Raw genomic sequence first — 18,096 nt, 5'->3', positions numbered from 1 at the left:
GAAAACAGTAATTTCAAATATCGGTTACCCTGGACCAGGGAGCAGATGTCCTCCCTGGTACGTCTTGACCCTGTCAATGGCTCTGTTCACCATGGATAACAGCGAATTCGGAGCAGTGATTGCTTCAACGTAAACCCGGCAGGGAGCATTGAATGCCAGAAATCACTGACACGCAGGAGTTGATCAACGATCTGGCTGACGGCTGCAAGCCAGACCACGAACGTCTGATTGGCCTGGAGCACGAGAAGTTCATGTTTTCCCGCAGCGGCCGACAGTTGCTGCGATATTCGGGAGTAGCCAGTATCCAATCCCTGCTGGTTGAAATGCAGCGGTTTGGCTGGGAGCCCACTTTTGAGTGGGACCATCTCACTGGCCTGCAGATGGAAGGGGCCGCCATCACACTGGAGCCTGCTGGCCAGCTTGAGCTCTCCGGAAAGCCCTGGCCGGATCTGCACGGCGTCCATCAGGAAATGAAGGAGCATCGACGTCAGCTGTCAGAGATTGCCAGCGAAATGGATCTGGCTGTTATGGCGCTGGGCTTTGCGCCGGAATGGAGCATCGAAGGTCTGGACTGGATGCCGAAAAGCCGATATCAAATCATGCGCAGCTACATGCCCAAAGTGGGTGTTCACGGCCTGGACATGATGGCACGCACCTGTGCACTGCAGATGAATTTTGATTTCTGCAGTGAACAGGACATGTGCGACAAGTACCGTGTGGCCATGGCCCTGCAGCCACTGGTGATGATTGCCTTCGCCAACTCTCCGTTTGCCGACGGCAGGGACTCAGGATTCACCTCCTTGCGAAACTACGTCTGGCTGCACACGGACTCCTCCCGTTGCGGCATCCTTCCCGCAGTTTTTTCCTCTGACATGGGCTTTGGCACCTATGTGCAGCGGGCCCTGGATACGCCCATGTATTCAGTGGAACGAAAAGGCGCCCATGTGGACCTCGCCGGACGATATTTCGCGGACATGATGAAAGGGGAACTGCAGGAACTGCCTGGTGACAAACCGGACATGAAGGACTGGCATGACCACCTCAATACGTTGATGCACGATGTCCGGCTGAAGGGTCATCTGGAGTTGCGGGGCAACGACACACTCTCCCTGCCGGATAGCATGGCCCTCGCGGCCTTCTGGACCGGGATTCTCTACGATAAGCAGTCATTGCAGAAGGCCCTGGAATTCGTTCGAGGTTGCGAAATCGGCGCTCTCAACCAGCTCCGACACTGCCTTCCGGCGGTCGGTCTTGCAGATGCCGTCCATCCTGATGTCAGCCGGGTATACAGGGCAGACTCGCTGATGGAAGCCCTGGAATATGTCGCCGGGCTTGCAGAACAGGGGCTCAAGCGTCGGAAAAAGACGGATTCGCATAATCTGGATGAGTCTGTCTATCTGGAGCCTCTGAAGCGGATCCTTACCACCGGCCTTAGCCCCGCAGAGCAGTGGCGAAAGCGCTTGCACAGCGAGTGGGGAGAGGATCTGGGGCTCATTTACGAGCACGCCGTATTCTGAGCGGCATTCAATCGAGGTCATGCCGTTTCAGGTAGCTCTTCGTTGCTTTCATCACCCGCGGCGCAAGTACCAGTGCAGAAACCATGGTGGGAATGGCCATGGTGGCGTACATCCCGTCCACGAAGCCCACCACCATTTCCAGTGACATGACTGCGCCAATGACCACCAGTGTACAGTAGACCCAGACATAGTGGTGCTGGTGTTCCGCGCCGATGAGAAAACCGAGGCACTTGGTGCCGTAATACCAGAAGCTGACGATGGTACTCATGCCCAGCAGGACCACCATGAAGGTCAGCAGGTAGCTGCCAGCGCCGGGTATGGCAGCTTCAAAAGCTTTGGCAGTCATGGTGATGCCATCCGCGTCTCCCATTTGCCAGGCATCCGTGACGATGATGGCCAGGGCGGTGCAGGTACACACGATCATGGTGTCTATCACAGGCCCCAGCATGGCCACCATGCCTTCTCTCACTGGCTCCCTGGTTTTGGCCGCGCCGTGAGCCAGAGATTCGGTGCCAATGCCGGCCTCATTCGAAAAGGCGCCACGCCGTATGCCCATGATGATCACCGAGCCCACCGCTCCCCCGGCCACTGCGCTCCCGGTGAACGCATCGGTGAAGATGAGTGCCAGGGCCCCAGTTACCTTTTCATAATTCCGGATCAGGATGAAAACAGTGATTCCCAGATAGATGAGCACCATCGAGGGCACCAGGCGCCCTGTGACGGCGCCAACGCGGTGTACATGGCCGATCACCACGGCAAAGACCAGCGCTGCCAGGCCCAGGCCGAAAAACAGGTCAAACATAAAGTGATCGTCAGCAGTGGCCAGACCGGCGGGTATGGCAAATACGTCCCGCACCAGCTGGACCAGCTGATTGACCTGGAAGATCGGAGTCGTACCTATGAGAGCGGCGATCGCAAACAGCCATGCGAGGGGCATCCATCGTCTGCCGAGAGCTTCCCTTATGACGTACATGGGGCCACCCTCAAGATTGCCCCGGGAATCCCTGCCCCGATACATCACCGCGAGGGTGGCGGTGAAAAACTTGGTCGCAACACCGACCACGGCGGTCACCCACATCCAGAAAATGGCCCCGGGCCCGCCGAGTCCGATGGCTACTGCAACTCCTGCAACATTACCCATGCCCAGGGTGCCGGAAAGCGCGGTGCTGAGAGCCTGAAAATGATTGATGTCGCCGTGGTCGTCCGGATCGTCATAGTCACCCCGAAGCACACGGAGTGCGTGGGGAAAGTGACGGTAAGGCGTGGCGCGGGAATACAGGAGGAAGAAAAGCCCCCCTCCCACGAGAAGGATAATAAGGGGAGGCCCCCACATGAAGGCGGCGAAATCGCCCAGAATCTTCTCGACTGTTTGCGCGTCCATAACCCAAAGCTAGCACAGGGCTGAACAAAGCCGCAAAAACCCGAGTTTCAAATGCCACTTGAGATTCTATTCGGGCCCCGGAGCGGGAGCAGAGTCCAGGTCTTTCAGACGAAGATTGATGTGGCCAAACCAGGCCAATGAAAATGAAGACGCAGTGACGGGCAGGCGAAATTCTGAAAAACATGGGTTCATCCGCCTCAGGTGTGAGTCTCAAGCTCCTCTGTCTGGCCGTAGACCAGGTAACGGTTACGTCCCTCTTCCTTGGCCAGGTAAAGAGCCTGGTCCGCCCTCTTGATCAGGGTTTCCGGGAATTCATCCATTTTTGGCACCATGGTAGCGATGCCCTGACTGACCCTTATATAAATGTCCTCGCCATCCACACGGAACGGATTTTCAGCCAGTTTTTCCTCCACGCGCCGGGCGACGGTGAGTGCGCCATCGGTCAGAGTGTTTGGCAGCACCACCGCAAATTCTTCTCCCCCGTAGCGCACGACAATATCAGAGGGGCGAAAAACGGACTCCATCACCAGTCTCGCCAGGAGTTGCAGGCATTCATCCCCGACCTGGTGGCCGTAGGTGTCGTTGAATGATTTGAAATGGTCAATATCGAGCATGATAAGGGAAATTGCGACCCTGTCCCGCATGGCTCGCTTCCATTCAGAAGTGAACTGATCATCCAGGTAGCGGCGGTTGAACGCCCCGGTCAGGGGGTCCACTGCGGACAGTTTCTGCAACTTTTCATTTGCCCGCTCAAGCTCGATTGTTCTTTCCCGCACCCGGTACTCCAGCCGGATGGTGGCTTCCAGCTGGGCCTCCTCGGTTTCGTCGCGCATTACCTTCATGCGAAATGCCAGGGCAAGAGACAGCAACACCATTTGAATCAGTGATCCGATCTGCTGGCCGTTCTCAGTGAAAGCGTTCAGAGGAACCAGGCCGAACTTGTTCAGAATCATCATGGCCGTGCCGGCCAGGAGGCTGGCAAATGCAACACTGTAATGTGCTGCTGGTTTATACCCCCGGTACCACACGTAAAAGCCGGCAAACGAAACGAAGACGACGCAGACAAAAGCCATCGCGGCCGCTGGTCTGATCACCTGATGGTAGGGCAGGAACAGCGCCAGTAGCGACATAACGCCGCCTGTGACCGCAAACACGGCAAGTGTCCGGTACAGCCAGCGTGAATATTCCCGGAGATTCAGAAATTTTATGGTGAACCAGGCCCCGAACAGGGAGGACATGGCCACGAAGAGTCCGGGCAGCCGGTCCTGAAGAAGCGGGCTCTGGGACCAGAGAAACTGGTAGGAAAAACCGTGCAGGCTGAACTGGAAGCTGCCTACTGCCAGGACAAACATGACATAGAGCAGGTACGCCGGATCGCGAATGGAAAAAAATATGAAGAGGTTGTAGATAATCATGACCGCGATAATGCCGAAATACATGCCATGGACGGTGAGCAGGGTCTGTTCGGTATGGAATAGCTGATCCTGGGTGGTGAGCCACAGAGGCATCTGGACCGCGCTTGAGGTCTGGACCCTGAAGTAAACGGCCAGCGTTTCGTTCCCGGGCGCAGTAACTGGAAACAGGAAGTTACGGTGTTTGACCGGACGCTGGGCAAAGGCTTTTTCATCGCCGGTCACGAAATGCTCAACCAGGATCCCATCCCGGAAAAGCCAGCCATCTATGTTGTCAATAAGGGGGTAGGCCAGTTCCAGTATCCAGTTCCCGGCGGATGGCGTCGTGTTCAGAATCCGGGTCCGGAACCAGTAGACATCGTCCGTAAAGCCAAAGCTGGCATTGTCTGATTCCACCTGCTGCCAGTAGCTATCCGGTGTCTCCCGGATCTTTCCGATGTCCATCTTCCCGACAGGATCAGCGAGGTATTGAAGTGACTGACCGACATCCAGAGGAAGGGAGTCCGCAGGCAGGACGATAGTTCCGGGCTGGCCGTTTCCGGCGGATGCCAATGTGCCGGATAGAAGCATGACCAGCATTATGAGGATTGTTAGAGCGAGAGGCGTGCGGTGTGCCATGTTTGCCGGATCTCTTGACAGCTCGGGGCCGTGGTCGGGAGAAGAGTGGTGCCCGCCAATTGCTCCAGTCTAGTCAAGAAATGGCTGAATCGCATATGTTTTTTAGTAACTGCCCTGTTATGGGGCGTGTCCGGAACTGCTAACCAAAGCCCTCGAGCACATTGACCGCATTGATTCCGATCGCCTCCACATCGTACCCGCCTTCCATGGTGAAGAGTGTTGGCAGACCCAGGGCTCCGATACGTTCCCCCAGAACAAGATAGTCCCCGGAGGTGAACCTGAAGAAGGAAATAGGGTCGTGCTCAAACGTATCCACGCCCAGGGCAATGACGAGGGCGTCAGGCGAATACTCCCGGATTCGCTCGCAGGCCTTTTCCAGACCTTCCAGCCAGGTAATGAACGGAGTGCCTGGCGGATAGGCCAGGTTGAGATTGTAACCGTCGCCGTCATGGCTGCCGGCTTCATCCGGAAAACCCAGAAAATGGGGAAAAACCAGATCCGGGTCTCCGTGCAGGCTGATGGTGAGCACATCCTTGCGATCGTAAAAAATGCTCTGGGTGCCATTGCCGTGGTGAAAATCAACATCGAGAACCGCCACCCGTTTTGCGCCCTGGTCCAGAAAGGCCTGGGCCGAGATGGCTGCATTGTTGAAGAAGCAATAACCACCATAAAGATCCGCGGCCGCATGATGGCCAGGCGGTCGGCAGAGAGCAAAGGCCGCACGCTCCCCGTCAGCCACCAGCTTCTGCGCGGTAAGAGCTACATTGGCCGAGGCGCAGGCTGCGTCCCAGGTGCCCTCGGTGATGGATGTCTCGGCGCCAAAACTGAAATACCCCATGCGACCGTCAATGTCTTTCGGCAAGCGGTTCCGCATTCCGCGGCCAGGCCATACTGCAGGTATGGCTTCACCGGGTTTTCCGGCTGCCGTCCAGTCATGCCAGCAGTTCCGGAGGAAGTCCACGTACTCCACGGTGTGGATGCGGAGCACCGGATCCAGCCCGAACTCGTCCGGCGCCACCACCTCCCCCAGACCCTGGTGCCTGACCCGTGCAAGAATGGTTTCCGCCCGGGAAGGTTTTTCGTGAGGGGCGATCAGAATGCCGCCATCCAGCTCGGTTTTTACGGTGTGGCGGTGATGCAGCGGCGAGAAGACGGTCTTCATGAATACTGGTATCTCAGGAGGCGATGCTTGATGTTCTCCAGTATGACCTGATCAATCACCGCCGCAAGCACCGCAATGACCAGAATGTTGGTCATCACCCCGGTCATGTCAGCAATCTCGCCGGAGTAGGCGAGGGAGCGACCCAGGCCCAGGCTGAAACCAACGATCATTTCCGCCGAAATGAGAGCCCGCCAGGCGTTGCCAAAAGCCAACTGGGCACCGGTAATCAGCTCAGGGGTGACCGCAGGAAAATAGACTCGGTGCAGCATCTGCATCTTTGACGCCCCCATCACCCGCGCTGCAGAGATGTGAACTCTCTCCACGCTTTCGGTGGCATTCATGACGCTCAGGGCTGTGGGAAAGAATGCCCCGATTGCCACCACCACGATGATCGGCAGGTTGCCAAAGCCCATCAGGATCAGGAACAGGGGAACCCAGGCGATGGACGGAATGGACTGGAGAATGATAATGGCGGCTTTCAGCGGGCTTCGCACAGCATTGAGGGTGCCACCAACCAGTCCCAGCAGGATACCGAAAAACAGCGCCGCGCCGTAACCGACCCCAAGACGGCTCATGCTGTTACCCAGGCCTTCATAAAACAGGGGGCTGTGAAGCTCTTCCCACAGGCGGATGAATGCTGTGTGCACGTCCGGCATGAGAAAGTCGGGCAGATACCATGCCGCGACTTGCCAGAAAAACAGAATAATGACAATGGCGACCAGGTAGGCGCTTTTGCTGCGCACGCCGGTGGACTGGGAAGGGTTCATGAATCGAAGCGGTCCTTGAATGATTGGGCCGGTGGGGAAGCGGCTGCGCGTCGGACGCCGCTTCCCCACCAGATATAAGCGGGAGTTACAGGCCCCGGGCCTGCTGCCAGGAAAGGTCCAGCAGGGCGTCCACGTCAAGAGTGTCCGGAGTGGGGAGAATTCCCTGTTTCTGCATGATGACAGCCAGCTCTTTCATGCGGGAAATATCATCCTCAGTCAGTTTGGCGCTGAAATCCTGCGTGGTGATAGCCTGCTCAATCACCTCGACGCTGGGAATTTCGCCCTGCTCAAGCGTCTTGATTGTGGGCTCCCTGATGAAGTAATCCGTAATGAGGGGTGCTGCTTTGGCGGGCTCCTGCTCCAGCATTTCTATGGCTTCGTGCTGGGCATCCAGGGCGGACCAGAGGACGTCCTTGCGGTTCTCCAGGGTTTCGCCGGAAGTAATGACGACCATGCACGGGAAAGGCCAGACTTCGCCGATTTCATAGATCTGAACAACTGGGGCGACCAACTGGGCAATGCGGTCGTAGGGTTCGAACAGGAAAGCGCCGTCGACACGGCCACCAACCAGCGACTGGACAGCAACGGCAGGTGCCACGCCCATGATGTTGAGGTCAGTGGGTTCAAGGCCTGCCTCGGCAAGCATCACGCCTTTGAGCACGATGTCCGCGGTGCTGCCCTGTTTCTGGGAAGCCAGATTCTTGCCGCGAAGGTCGGCGACACTGGTAATGCCTGAATCCTTTCGTGCCAGAAATGAGTGGTAACCGCGCTGGGCCCCGCCAATGATTTTCAGATCAGCACCGCGGGCACTCCAGGTGAAAGCGTTGGAAAAGCCAAGGACGCCGATATCAAGCTGGCCGCCCACGATGGCCTTGATCAGATCGGTACCTGAGGTGAATTCGATAAGCTGGGCATCCAGGCCGTGTTTTTCATAAAGCCCGGCTTCATAGGCCAGCATGGCCTGGGCATCGTCCATTACACGAACATAACCAACCCGAAGGCTCTCCGCGGCGAAAGAGGATCCCGCGAGCAGGGCCAGCAGGGGAATCAGAATCCAGCGTTTCATACGTTTGCTCCTTTGGGGTTCCTGTTGTCTGCTTTTTTAATGCCAGCGTCGATGCCGAGAAGCTGGAGAACTTCCCGACGCTCCCCGGCAAAAGCTGAGAGATCGTGGGTTTTGGGGATATGTCCCAGTTCCACCTCTTTTAACACGGTTGCCGGGCGCTGGCTGAACACCAGAACCCGGTCGGCAAGATAAAGCGCCTCGTCCACATCGTGGGTTACCAGAAGGACAGTTGGGCGATGATCTTCGATCAGGTCTTTCAGTACGCTCTGGAGCGTCATGCGGGTGAGCGCATCCAGGGCGCCAAAGGGCTCGTCCAGCAGCAACACCTGGGGGCGGGCAATAAAAGCCCGTGCAAGGGCCGTGCGCTGACGCATCCCTCCGGAAACCTGATGAGGGTAATAATCTTCAAAACCGGGCAGCTCCACCCGCTCCAGCCACTTTCTGGCTTCGGCCCGTGCTGCCTGTTTTGGGTGATTCTGGAATTCAAGCGCCAGGGCGACATTCTCCAGCAGGGTCATCCACGGATAGAGGGCGTGTTCCTGGAACACCAGAGTGCGCTCCGGGGACGGGGATTTTATCGGAGCGCCATCCACAAGAATGCTTCCGGAAGACGGTGTTTCCAGACCGGCCACCATGTGCAGAAGGGTGGACTTGCCACAGCCAGACGGCCCCACGAGAGCGACAATTTCACCAGTCTTTACCTGAGTATCAAAGTTACTGATGACCTCAAGGGAACCAAAGACCTTGGCGATCTGTTTGAACTCCAGTTCCATATACCAATCCCGACTATCGTTATATTCAAAAAATGAATCAATTTCCCTTATTTTATAACTTTTTGGGCAAAAAAGTCATTATCTGGAAAAGAGAAAAATGATCCATGGTTAGCTGACTGATGACAGGTTATTCGTAGTGGGTAATGTCTCTGCTGGCCAGGCTAACATGTATCTGGCAGGATTGTTCCAGTGGCCTGCAGAACCTCATGCTGCAATAGCACGCGCTGGCTTCGCCGGCAGCGTTAGCCAGGGCACCAGTCGTGTTTTCACTTTCATGACAAGCCGCCGACATGGGAAAGGGACTTCAGCTGCACAGAACACTGGAACCGGCCCGTTATCTTGTCCGGCGCACGCTGGGCCAGATCAGGCCGGTTGTGGATTCGGGGGATTTCCTGTTGGTCGGTCTGCGCAAGGGCGCTGCCGAGCGGACGGAACTCCTTGATACACTTGAGCGCCGGCTGACCTCTTTGTCCGGAGTTTCCGGAGCCTGGTTTGTCCCTCCTCTGGGAGCAATGGTCATCAGACTGGAGGAGGAGAGCGCGGCGGAATCCATGCGTGGGATGGTGGTGGACCGCATCGCTGAAGCGGAAGACCAGGCCGGCATTGGCTTCCGCCGGTTTCCCACCAGCACCGGCCTTCCCGATGTCAGGGCCGCATCCTCGAAGCTCTATACGGAAATGGCGCTGGATATGGCCGGCTTTGGCACAGGGCTTCTGCTCCGCCGGGTTGGGTCCAGACCGTTCTATTTCTTTTCCGCGTTTTCGGCGGCCAACCAGGTAATGGGTTACACGCCGGAAACCCGCCGGTATCTGGACGCAGCCCTGGGAACGGCAAACGCCGAGCTGATGCTGCAGATTGCCGGAACCCTGGGTGAGGCTCTCAGTGAAGGCTGGTCCGGTTCTCTGGTAGATCTCAGGCAGCGCTGGCTTCAATGGCAGTCGGAAGCTGCAACGGCCAGATGCTGGCAGGCCATGACGCCGGACATCCTGGCGTCGATAGCCCGTCTTCCGGCCGGGCTCCGTCAGGAACCCGGGCGAGCGCAGCCGGTTCGTGCGGGGGCGATTGAGCGGTATCGCGAAGCCGCCGAAAATGTGTCAGTGGCCGCCTTCAGTGCAGGCATGGTCTTTACCCGTGATCTCAACCGCTCTGTTGCCACGTTGTTTTCATCGGTTCCCCGTCCCGCCGTCCATGGTCCTGCGGCCTATCGCCTGGCGCTGATCCGCGAACTCGCCGATAACGGTGTGCTGGTGCTTGACGCAGAAGTCCTCAGCTACCTTGATCGTATAGACCGCATAGTGGTGGATGCCAGGGTCGTTTCCGCTACCCGCACCCTGGCCACCGCCCGGTTTCCCGATGCGTCATCACCTGTGCCCCTGGAATATCTGGTGAAGCTGCTGGAACATCCGAAACAGACCCTTGAAACAGGGGATAGCCGGTACAGCTCAGTGCAGCCCCGGGCACGCAAAAGTGTGCCTGGGGAGATTCGTGCCTGGTGGGAAAGCAGGGGGCGGCCCCTGCGGGCCCTGCGACTGATCAAACGTAACGGCCGGGTCTGTGATGCGGTGGTGGCAGAACAGGTTACCGATCACACCGTGGAGTCGCTCCTGCGCCGGGCGCGAATTGCAGGCCTCAAGGTGAATGTTTTCAACGATGAAAAAGATGCCAGGAAGAAAATCCGACGCTGGCAGGCACAGAACGAGACGATTCTGGGTCTGGGCTGCGGCTCCTGGCTCGGTTGCGCAGACATTGCCATTGGACTTCTGCAAGACTCCGCTCTATGGCTCAGGGGAGCGCATCTGATCACCAGGGAGCCGCTGGATACTCTCTGGCGGCTGATAATAGCCATTGAAAATGCGCGTACCGGCATGGATCAGAGCGTCGAGCTTTCCCGAATGGACGCTTTCAGCGGCCTGGTGCTCTCTCTGCAGCCAATGGATAAAAAAGTGGTCAACAGGATGAGGCTGGCAGCGGACCTGGCCAGCGCAGCCGCGCTGTTCAATGGTCAGCGGCTTGGCCGGAAAAACAGTGGGCTGCCGGAAAAGCTTCTGGATGACCCCACGCCCTGGCATGCCATGGAACGGGATATGGTCATCCAGTGGCTGGGACATGAACAACATGGAGAGGCTGCGGAGCCTCCTTCTTCCGGCGAAAACAATCGTTCGCTGGCGGGCTTCTGGCTGGAGGAAATGCGAAATCCCCTGGTTCCGGTGCTCCTCTCCGGCACCGGTCTTGCCGCTCTGACCGGCGCAGTAGGCGATGCCGCGCTTATAGCCTCGGTGATCGCCCTGAACGGTCTGGTAGGCGGCTTGCAGCGCCGCAACACTGAGCGTCAGCTGGGCCGGCTGGGCATGACCAGCCGCGCTTCGGTCAGCGTCAGGCGCAAGGGAAGAGTCACAGTGGTTGATCAGGAAGAGCTGCGTCCCGGGGATACGATTTTTCTCGTGGCGGGCGACCGAGTGCCTGCAGATGCAAGGATTCTGTCGTCCAGCGAACTGGAAGTGGATGAGTCGTCTCTCACCGGCGAATCCTTCCCTGTGTCCAAGTCCCCAAAGCCTGTTCGAAGTGTCAATCTCGCAGAGCGTACCTCCATGCTTTATGAGGGCACCACCCTTGTGCGGGGTGAGGCAGATGCGGTGGTGGTCGCGCCTAAGCACCGTTCGCACGCCCGTCGGGCCCAGTACATAGCCGAATCACGGTCCACAGGCGTTGAAACCCGGCTGGAAAAGCTTGCTCAAATGACCGTCCCGGTGGCAGGCCTTTCCGGCGTTGCACTGATGGTGAGGGGGCTGGCAGGGCAGAAGCCGGTGCAGGAAGTAGTCAGTTCGGGCATCAGCCTGGCCATTGCAGCTGTTCCCGAAGGCCTGCCCATTCTGGCAACACTGTCCCAGCTGGCGGCGGCAGGACGTCTTGGAAGCCAGGGCGTGGTGGCGCGGAATCCCCGGGCAGTGGAGGCTTTAGGCCGAATGACGGTGCTCTGCGCGGACAAGACCGGCACCCTGACCGAGGGCAATCTTGCCCTCAGGTACATAACCGTTGGAGAAAGCCTTCAGGCAGTCGACAGACTCGAGAGGAACGCCGCCGAGGTGCTACTGACGAGCAGAATAGCCAGCCCCGGGGCTTCGGGCGACGAAGCTGCGTTGTCCCACGCAACGGACCGCGCGCTCAAAATGGCGGCCGCGACTCATCAGCCGGATCTCGAACGCCAGGCGGAGGTATGGGAACGGGTTACCGAAATGCCGTTTCAGCTGGGGCAGGTGTATCACGCGACGTTGGTCCGGGAGGGCAATCGCAAGCGGATCTGTGTGAAAGGTGCTCCGGATGTAATCCTGAACCGCTGTAACCGCTGGCAGGATGAAAACGGACAGATCAGAACCATGAACCAGAAGCACCGGGAATGGTATGAATCCCAGTATCACGAGCTTGCTTCCCGGGGACTTCGGATTCTGGCAGTGGCAGAGCGTCCCGTGCGCGGCCTCAGCCTTGACGATGAAGCGGTCAATTCGCTGATTTTCCGGGGTTATGTTGCTCTTGCGGACCCGCTGAGGAATGCAGCATCCGAGTCTGTGGCCAGGCTCCGCGAAGCCGGGGTCAAGGTAAAAATGATTACTGGCGATCACCCGGAAACCGCAGCGGCCATAGGCCGCGAACTGGGACTGGAAGGTGATGACAGCGTCCTGACTGGCGAACAGATAGACTCAATGTCGGACGAGGACCTGGTTGAATCTGCCTGTTCTGTGGGGATATTCGCCCGGGTTACGCCGGCTCAGAAAGGACGCCTTGTAAAGGCTCTACAGGATGCTGGAGAAGTGGTGGGCATGACGGGCGATGGCGCCAATGATTCGGCGGCCATCCGGCTCGCCGATGTCGGTATCGCCCTCGGCCGTGAATGCAGTGAATCTGCCCAGCAGGCGGCGGATCTTCTTGTTCTGGACCCCCGGATTGAAACCATTGTTCACGCCGTTCAGGAGGGCCGCGCCCTCTGGAGTTCGGTCCGCGACTCCGTCAGCCTGCTTGTGGGTGGCAATCTGGGGGAAATTGGGTTCAATCTCATGGCCGGCCTCTTTGAGGGCGGTTCGCCTCTGAATGCCCGTCAGCTGCTGCTTATCAACCTGCTTACAGATACCTTCCCGGCACTGGCAGTGGCTCTGCGCAGGCCGCAGGTTCCGGAAGCGACCCGTCTTATGGCAGAAGGGCCGGAATCTGCGCTCGGCGGGTCCCTGACCCGGGAAATCCGCTGGCGGGCAGGGCTCAATACAACCGTGGCCGCAGGCACCTGGGCCTTGTCGAGACGGCTGCTGGGACCTGAGCGCGCCTCAACGGTGGGCATGCTCACAGTTATCGGGAGCCAGCTGGCGCAGACGGTGGTCGCTGGCGGCGCATCACGCAATGTCCTGCTGACCTCGGGAGGGTCCATGGCTGCTCTTGGGCTGGTCGTTCAGACGCCCGGACTGTCCCGGCTGTTCGGCTGTTCCCGCCCGGGCATCATGGGCTGGACGCTTGTGGGTGGAGCCCTGGGTGTGTCTTTTCTGGGCAGCCGTTATCTGAAAATCATGGAACCGGAGGGAGAGCAGCTGGGGGAGCAACTGGCGGACAGCATCCGGCGGTGGATAACCCGTGATGACTGAATAACACCTTGATGCCCGGAGTGAAAACAATGGAAATCATCCTGTTCATGGGTATTCAGGCAAGCGGCAAGACCACGTTTTACCTGGAGCGGTTCTTTGCTACCCATATCCGCTTGAATCTCGACATGCTCCGTACCCGTCGGCGGGAGCGGGTTCTGCTTGAGGCCTGCCTGGATGCCCAGGCGAATGCGGTAATTGACAACACCAATCCTGCCCGTTCGGACCGGCAGAGATACTTTGAGATGCTCGCGGAGCAGGACGTCAGGGTCACTGGTTACTATTTTCGGTCTTCTCTTGAAGAATGCAGTGAACGCAATGCCCGTCGTGAGGGCAAGGCAAAGATACCCGAAGCGGGTCTCAGGAACACATTGGGGAGGCTGGAGCTTCCCTCCTTCGATGAGGGCTTTGATGAGCTCTATTACGTGAGCCTCACCAAGGATGGATTTGATGTGCAGCCCTGGAGGTCGGAGGCGTAGGGTGCCTGTCTGTAAGCTGGTGCCTGTTGGTATTTGTGTGCAGCCGCCAGATCTTTTAATGTGAAAAACATGGCCAGTGACAAGTCTGCTTTCCAGCGTTTTACCTCTCACATGGAGGCTTGGGTGTTCCTGCCTGCGGGTTCTCTCGCCATTCTGTTCGTCGGCGTTTCGGCGCTGTTCACCGATACCGCCGCCAGTGTTTTCCAGTTTATTCAATCAGGGATTGTCGAGTATTTCGGCTGGTTTTACATCCTGGTCGCAACCACGCTACTGATGGCGGTCGTTGCGCTTGGCTGCAGCCGCTTTGGCAAAATCCGACTCGGGGGTGATGACACCCGACCGGAGTTCGGCAACCTGACATGGTTCGCAATGCTGCTCAGCGCAGGCATGGGCATCGGAATTGTGTTTTTCGGTGCAGCCGAGCCGCTGGAGCATTTCACCAACCCCCCAGGCGTCGAGGGCGGCACCCCGGAAGCAATTCGCGAGTCCATGCGTTACACCTTTTTCCACTGGGGCCTCCACCCATGGGCCATTTACTGTGCAATTGCCTTGCCCCTGGCTTATTTTCACTTCCGCAAGGGCCTCCCTCTGGCCCCTCGTTCGCTGCTCTATCCGCTATTGGGCGAGCGCATCCATGGTGGCATCGGCCACGCCGTGGATGTTCTGGCCATTCTCGGCACTCTTTTTGGGGTGGCGACTTCCCTCGGCCTGGGGTCGATGCAGATCAACGCCGGTCTTGCCAAGCTATTCGGCCTGCCACAGGGGATTGGTATCCAGTTGCTGTTGATTGCCGGCATTACATTCATGGCCACTATTTCTGTTATTACCGGTCTTCACCGGGGCATCCGTTTTCTTAGTCAGTTCAACATCGGACTGCTGGTGTTTGTTTTCTTTTTTATTCTGATTTTTGGTCCCACGGTTTTTGTGCTGGAAGTGTTTCTCGACGGTTTTGGCTATTACCTGCAGAAACTTCCTCTTACCAGCCTGCAGATGAGACCGGGAGAAAGTGGCGACTGGCAGTCGAGCTGGACACTGTTTTACTGGAGCTGGTGGATCGCCTGGGCACCCTTTGTGGGCGTGTTCGTTGCCCGGATTTCGAAAGGCCGGAGCATCCGCGAGTTTGTCTTTACGGCGCTTCTGGTGCCCAGTCTCGGTGGCTTCCTGTGGTTTGCTGTGGTGGGCGGCACAGGTATTCATATAGAGTTACAGGGCGCGGGAATCGCCGAACAGGTTCGGGAAAATCACGCTCTGTCCATGTATCTGATCCTGGAGCAGCTGCCGCTGGCACCGCTGATGTGGGTCCTGGCCACGGTGCTGACGGTTATTTTCTTTGTCACCTCTTCGGATTCCGGTTCTCTTGTGAACGACATGATCAGCTCCGGAGGCCATCGTCATCCGCCGCGGGTCCAGCGGCTGTTCTGGGCCATTACCGAGGGTGTGGTGGCTGCGGTCCTGCTTTATGCTGGGGGGTTGCAGGCCCTGCAAACGGCCTCGCTCACCACCGGCCTGCCCATGGCGGTATTTCTGCTGGTTGCCGTATGGGGTCTGTTCAGGGACCTTCGCTCCGAGTATCGGGAATAACTGAGGATGACCCATGACCTGGCGTCGCATCGGCTTGTGGTTTCTGGCCATACTGCTGGTTGCCCTTATCGCGGGCGCACTGCTTGCCCGTCAGGCCTGGCATGACTGGCGGCAGAGCAACGGCGTGGAAACCCTCGACTGGCAGGGATTTGACCTCGCGCCGACAGACTTGCTGCTCGGTCGGATCACCCTTGTGCAGGAGATGCCTGACCGCCGGCTGCTGGTCACAGGCGAAGGCGTCCACATGGAGTGGTCCTGGCACTGGGGTGGGCCGGGTATCGACTCCCTGGCAATCGACAAACTTCATGTTGAGCTGGCGGCCCCGGCCACGCCTGACGAGGCGCCCCGGAAGCAGGCAGTGATTCCTGCGCCAGCTGCTTTTTCCGGACCTCCTCCTTTTTGGCTGCCCCAACAGCTCCGCATCGGTGGATTCACTGCGGAACTCCCATGCAGAGCTGGGCGCTGCGAGCTTGAGGGCAGTTTTTCAGTCAGCCGGGAGAGTTCGCTGGTCCCCGCTGAAGCCCGCCTTGACCTGAAAAGACAGGGCCACCGACTGGAGCTGGCAGCCCGGCTGGGAGGAAAACTGCCAGAACAGCTGACTCTGGACGGGGAGGTGCTTATTGATGGCGCCCCGCACCTGGTCGTCGAATCCGTTTATGGCCGGGCTGGCGCGCAGATTGACTGGTCCGGTCGCGTGAATATGCAGGCACTGCCGAACGCGGACTGGCTGCTGGACTGGCTGGCGGAATGGCAGGCCATACCTTTTCGGGAAGAACTCCCGGTGCAGCCGGAAACAGGCACCGCCCAGGCCAGCTGGCAGCTCCAGGGGCCAGCTGCTGATTTCTACTCCCGTGTCTCCGGGTCTCTGACTGCCAGGGCACAGCTACCCGAGGCCTGGCCCCTGCCTGGGGTGGGAACGGTGAGGGGAGACATGGAAGTGTCTGTTCATGCCCGGGAAGGCACCTGGCTTACCGAGGCCGCAACAGCGGACCTTGAGCTGAGCCAACCAGCCGGCTGGGCGCACATCCTCCCTCCTGATGTTCGCCCTGAAACTCTTGAAATTAGCATCAGGCCGGCTGAACCATTGAAGGTGGCGGACGAGCTGGTAGGCAGCGGAAAAGAAAAAGGTGAGCAGCATTTCCTTCCGCTGATGCTCGACCTGAAAAGCCGTGGCAGGGGGTCAGCAGAGATCCGCTCCCATGTGGCCGTGTCGACCTCGCCGCCCTGGGTGGCCCATCTGGGAGACACCCGTATCAGGGCAAAACTGCCCGGGAAGGAAACTGGTGACTGGGTTTTCAGTGATCTGAGCGTCGACCTTTCCGTTGCCGGCAGGGCAGACCACGAGTCGCTTTATCTGGACTTTTCAGACGGCTCTGTTCTGAACATTGCACAGGTCACCCCGACCGGGCCGGACAATGCCACCGGGGTTGAGAGGTTGCTGGCAGACCTGAGTCAGCTCAATCTCACCGCCGCGTTTGGCAACGCCAGTGAATCACTTCAGGCCCGGTTACGGGGGCCTCTGGAAATCTCTGCTGAACGGATCGATCACCCGCTTCTGCATGCCCAGCCCTGGGGGTTCGATGGAGATCTGGAGATGGATGCCTCCAGACTGAAACTGGTAGGCGTTCTTGCCTCGGATGCCGGCGCCAGAATCAGTGCCAGTATCGATCATACTTTTGGCGGAGCCCTGGTGGCTGACGTCAGCCTTGAAGCCAGCGGCGAAAAGGGCTCTGAAGCACTGTCGGGAACCCTCACTTCCTGGCCGCCGGAATTAACAGTATCTGAGGGCACCCTCGCCATTCCCGTCAACCTGAAAATGTCGACTGGTGAGGGGCTTGCAGTGGACGGAAGGCTGAAGCTGGAGAATATTTCCGGTATATACGACCGCATGGCACTCAACGGGCTTGAGGGCGAGGTCGAATTCCACGTCCGGGAGGAAGGGCTGACCATTGATGCCCCGCTCATCCGGCTTGAAGAAGTGAATCCGGGCATCCCCATCGGTCCTGCCACCGCCGGCGTAAAGTACACGGCTGCCGCCGGAGCCTGGGCGGAAGGCCGGCTGGAGCTTCTGGGGGCAAATGCGGAGTTTCTGGGAGGAGAGGTCTGGGTTGCTCCGAACAGTTGGGATCTCGACAACTCTCCCTGGACCATTCCTCTGGTGGTGGACAATCTGGAGCTGTCCCGGCTTATGACCCTTTACCCGGCAGAGAATCTTTCGGGAACCGGCAAGCTGAGCGGGCAAGTGCCGGTTCTGATTGCTCCGGGAACCGGCGTGCGGATAGAGGGGGGCGAACTGGTGGCCCATGACCCTGGCGGCGTGCTCAAGTTGCCAGCAGACAGACTCCGGGGTATTAGCCAGGACAACCAGGCTCTGGAACTGGTTGCCAGAGCCGTGGAAAATTTTCACTATTCAGTTCTTGATAGCAGGGTGCAGTACGATCAGGATGGAACTCTGCATCTGGACCTTCACATAGAGGGCCGCAATCCGGAGGTTCAGGGCGGCAGGCCAATTGTGCTGAACATCGATCTGGAAGAAGACATCCCGGCGTTGCTTACCAGCCTGCAGCTGAGCGGACGGGTAAATGAAGCCATCACCCGGAAAGTCCGCAAGCTTTTGGAAGATGACGGTGCGCCGGGCGGAGTTGAAACCCGCCTCGATCCGGGCACGGAAACCGACCAGGGGAACCTGGGGGCTTCAGAGGCTCGCTGACCGATGGC

The 18,096-nt window shown here is 58.5% G+C and carries 11 protein-coding genes; 5 read left to right on the top strand and 6 right to left on the bottom strand.

Going from position 1 to position 18,096, the window contains the following annotated elements; translation table 11 throughout:
* The first annotated feature begins 152 nt into the window (after positions 1–152).
* Complete coding sequence (locus LG327_RS15645; RefSeq protein ID WP_404363303.1) at positions 153–1,517, top strand: glutamate--cysteine ligase; 1,365 nt, start codon at positions 153–155, stop codon at positions 1,515–1,517.
* A gap of 7 nt (positions 1,518–1,524) precedes the next feature.
* On the opposite strand, the gene LG327_RS15640 is transcribed toward LG327_RS15645, so the two are convergent.
* The 6 genes from LG327_RS15640 to LG327_RS15615 all read right to left on the bottom strand — a co-directional run bounded on the left by LG327_RS15640 (position 1,525) and on the right by LG327_RS15615 (position 8,696).
* Complete coding sequence (locus tag LG327_RS15640; protein WP_404363301.1) at positions 1,525–2,898, bottom strand: alanine/glycine:cation symporter family protein; 1,374 nt, start codon at positions 2,896–2,898, stop codon at positions 1,525–1,527.
* A 197-nt stretch (positions 2,899–3,095) separates the two neighbouring features.
* On the bottom strand, positions 3,096–4,928 hold the full coding sequence (locus LG327_RS15635; RefSeq protein WP_404363300.1) for a diguanylate cyclase: 1,833 nt from the start codon (positions 4,926–4,928) through the stop codon (positions 3,096–3,098).
* A gap of 139 nt (positions 4,929–5,067) precedes the next feature.
* On the bottom strand, positions 5,068–6,090 hold the full coding sequence (locus tag LG327_RS15630) for a histone deacetylase family protein (protein ID WP_404363298.1): 1,023 nt from the start codon (positions 6,088–6,090) through the stop codon (positions 5,068–5,070).
* Positions 6,087–6,857, bottom strand: coding sequence for an ABC transporter permease (locus tag LG327_RS15625; RefSeq protein WP_404363296.1), 771 nt, complete (start codon positions 6,855–6,857; stop codon positions 6,087–6,089). The genes LG327_RS15630 and LG327_RS15625 overlap by 4 nt, the downstream gene beginning before the upstream one ends.
* 85 nt (positions 6,858–6,942) lie before the next feature.
* The gene (locus tag LG327_RS15620; protein WP_404363294.1) at positions 6,943–7,923 is read right to left on the bottom strand and encodes an ABC transporter substrate-binding protein; all 981 of its coding nucleotides are present in this window, start codon (positions 7,921–7,923) and stop codon (positions 6,943–6,945) included.
* On the bottom strand, positions 7,920–8,696 hold the full coding sequence (locus tag LG327_RS15615) for an ABC transporter ATP-binding protein (RefSeq protein ID WP_404363292.1): 777 nt from the start codon (positions 8,694–8,696) through the stop codon (positions 7,920–7,922). The genes LG327_RS15620 and LG327_RS15615 overlap by 4 nt, the downstream gene beginning before the upstream one ends.
* 290 nt (positions 8,697–8,986) lie before the next feature.
* Here LG327_RS15615 and LG327_RS15610 point away from each other — a divergent pair, with 290 nt between their 5' ends.
* The 4 genes from LG327_RS15610 to LG327_RS15595 all read left to right on the top strand — a co-directional run bounded on the left by LG327_RS15610 (position 8,987) and on the right by LG327_RS15595 (position 18,088).
* The gene (locus LG327_RS15610) at positions 8,987–13,321 is read left to right on the top strand and encodes a cation-translocating P-type ATPase (protein WP_404363291.1); all 4,335 of its coding nucleotides are present in this window, start codon (positions 8,987–8,989) and stop codon (positions 13,319–13,321) included.
* 29 nt (positions 13,322–13,350) lie between these two features.
* Entirely contained in the window at positions 13,351–13,797 is a 447-nt protein-coding gene (locus tag LG327_RS15605) for an AAA family ATPase (protein ID WP_404363290.1), read from the top strand.
* 69 nt (positions 13,798–13,866) lie between these two features.
* Positions 13,867–15,378, top strand: a complete 1,512-nt coding sequence (locus LG327_RS15600; protein ID WP_404363288.1) for a BCCT family transporter — start codon at positions 13,867–13,869, stop codon at positions 15,376–15,378.
* Positions 15,379–15,391: 13 nt separating this feature from the next.
* Positions 15,392–18,088, top strand: coding sequence for a YdbH domain-containing protein (locus tag LG327_RS15595; protein WP_404363286.1), 2,697 nt, complete (start codon positions 15,392–15,394; stop codon positions 18,086–18,088).
* Positions 18,089–18,096: the final 8 nt, after the last annotated feature.

It is taken from the genome of Marinobacter sp., from assembly GCF_044799475.1.
Classification (GTDB): Bacteria; Pseudomonadota; Gammaproteobacteria; order Pseudomonadales; family Oleiphilaceae; genus Marinobacter.
Note: the sequence above shows the minus strand (reverse complement) of the source record. Positions and strands in the feature narration are given on the sequence as shown.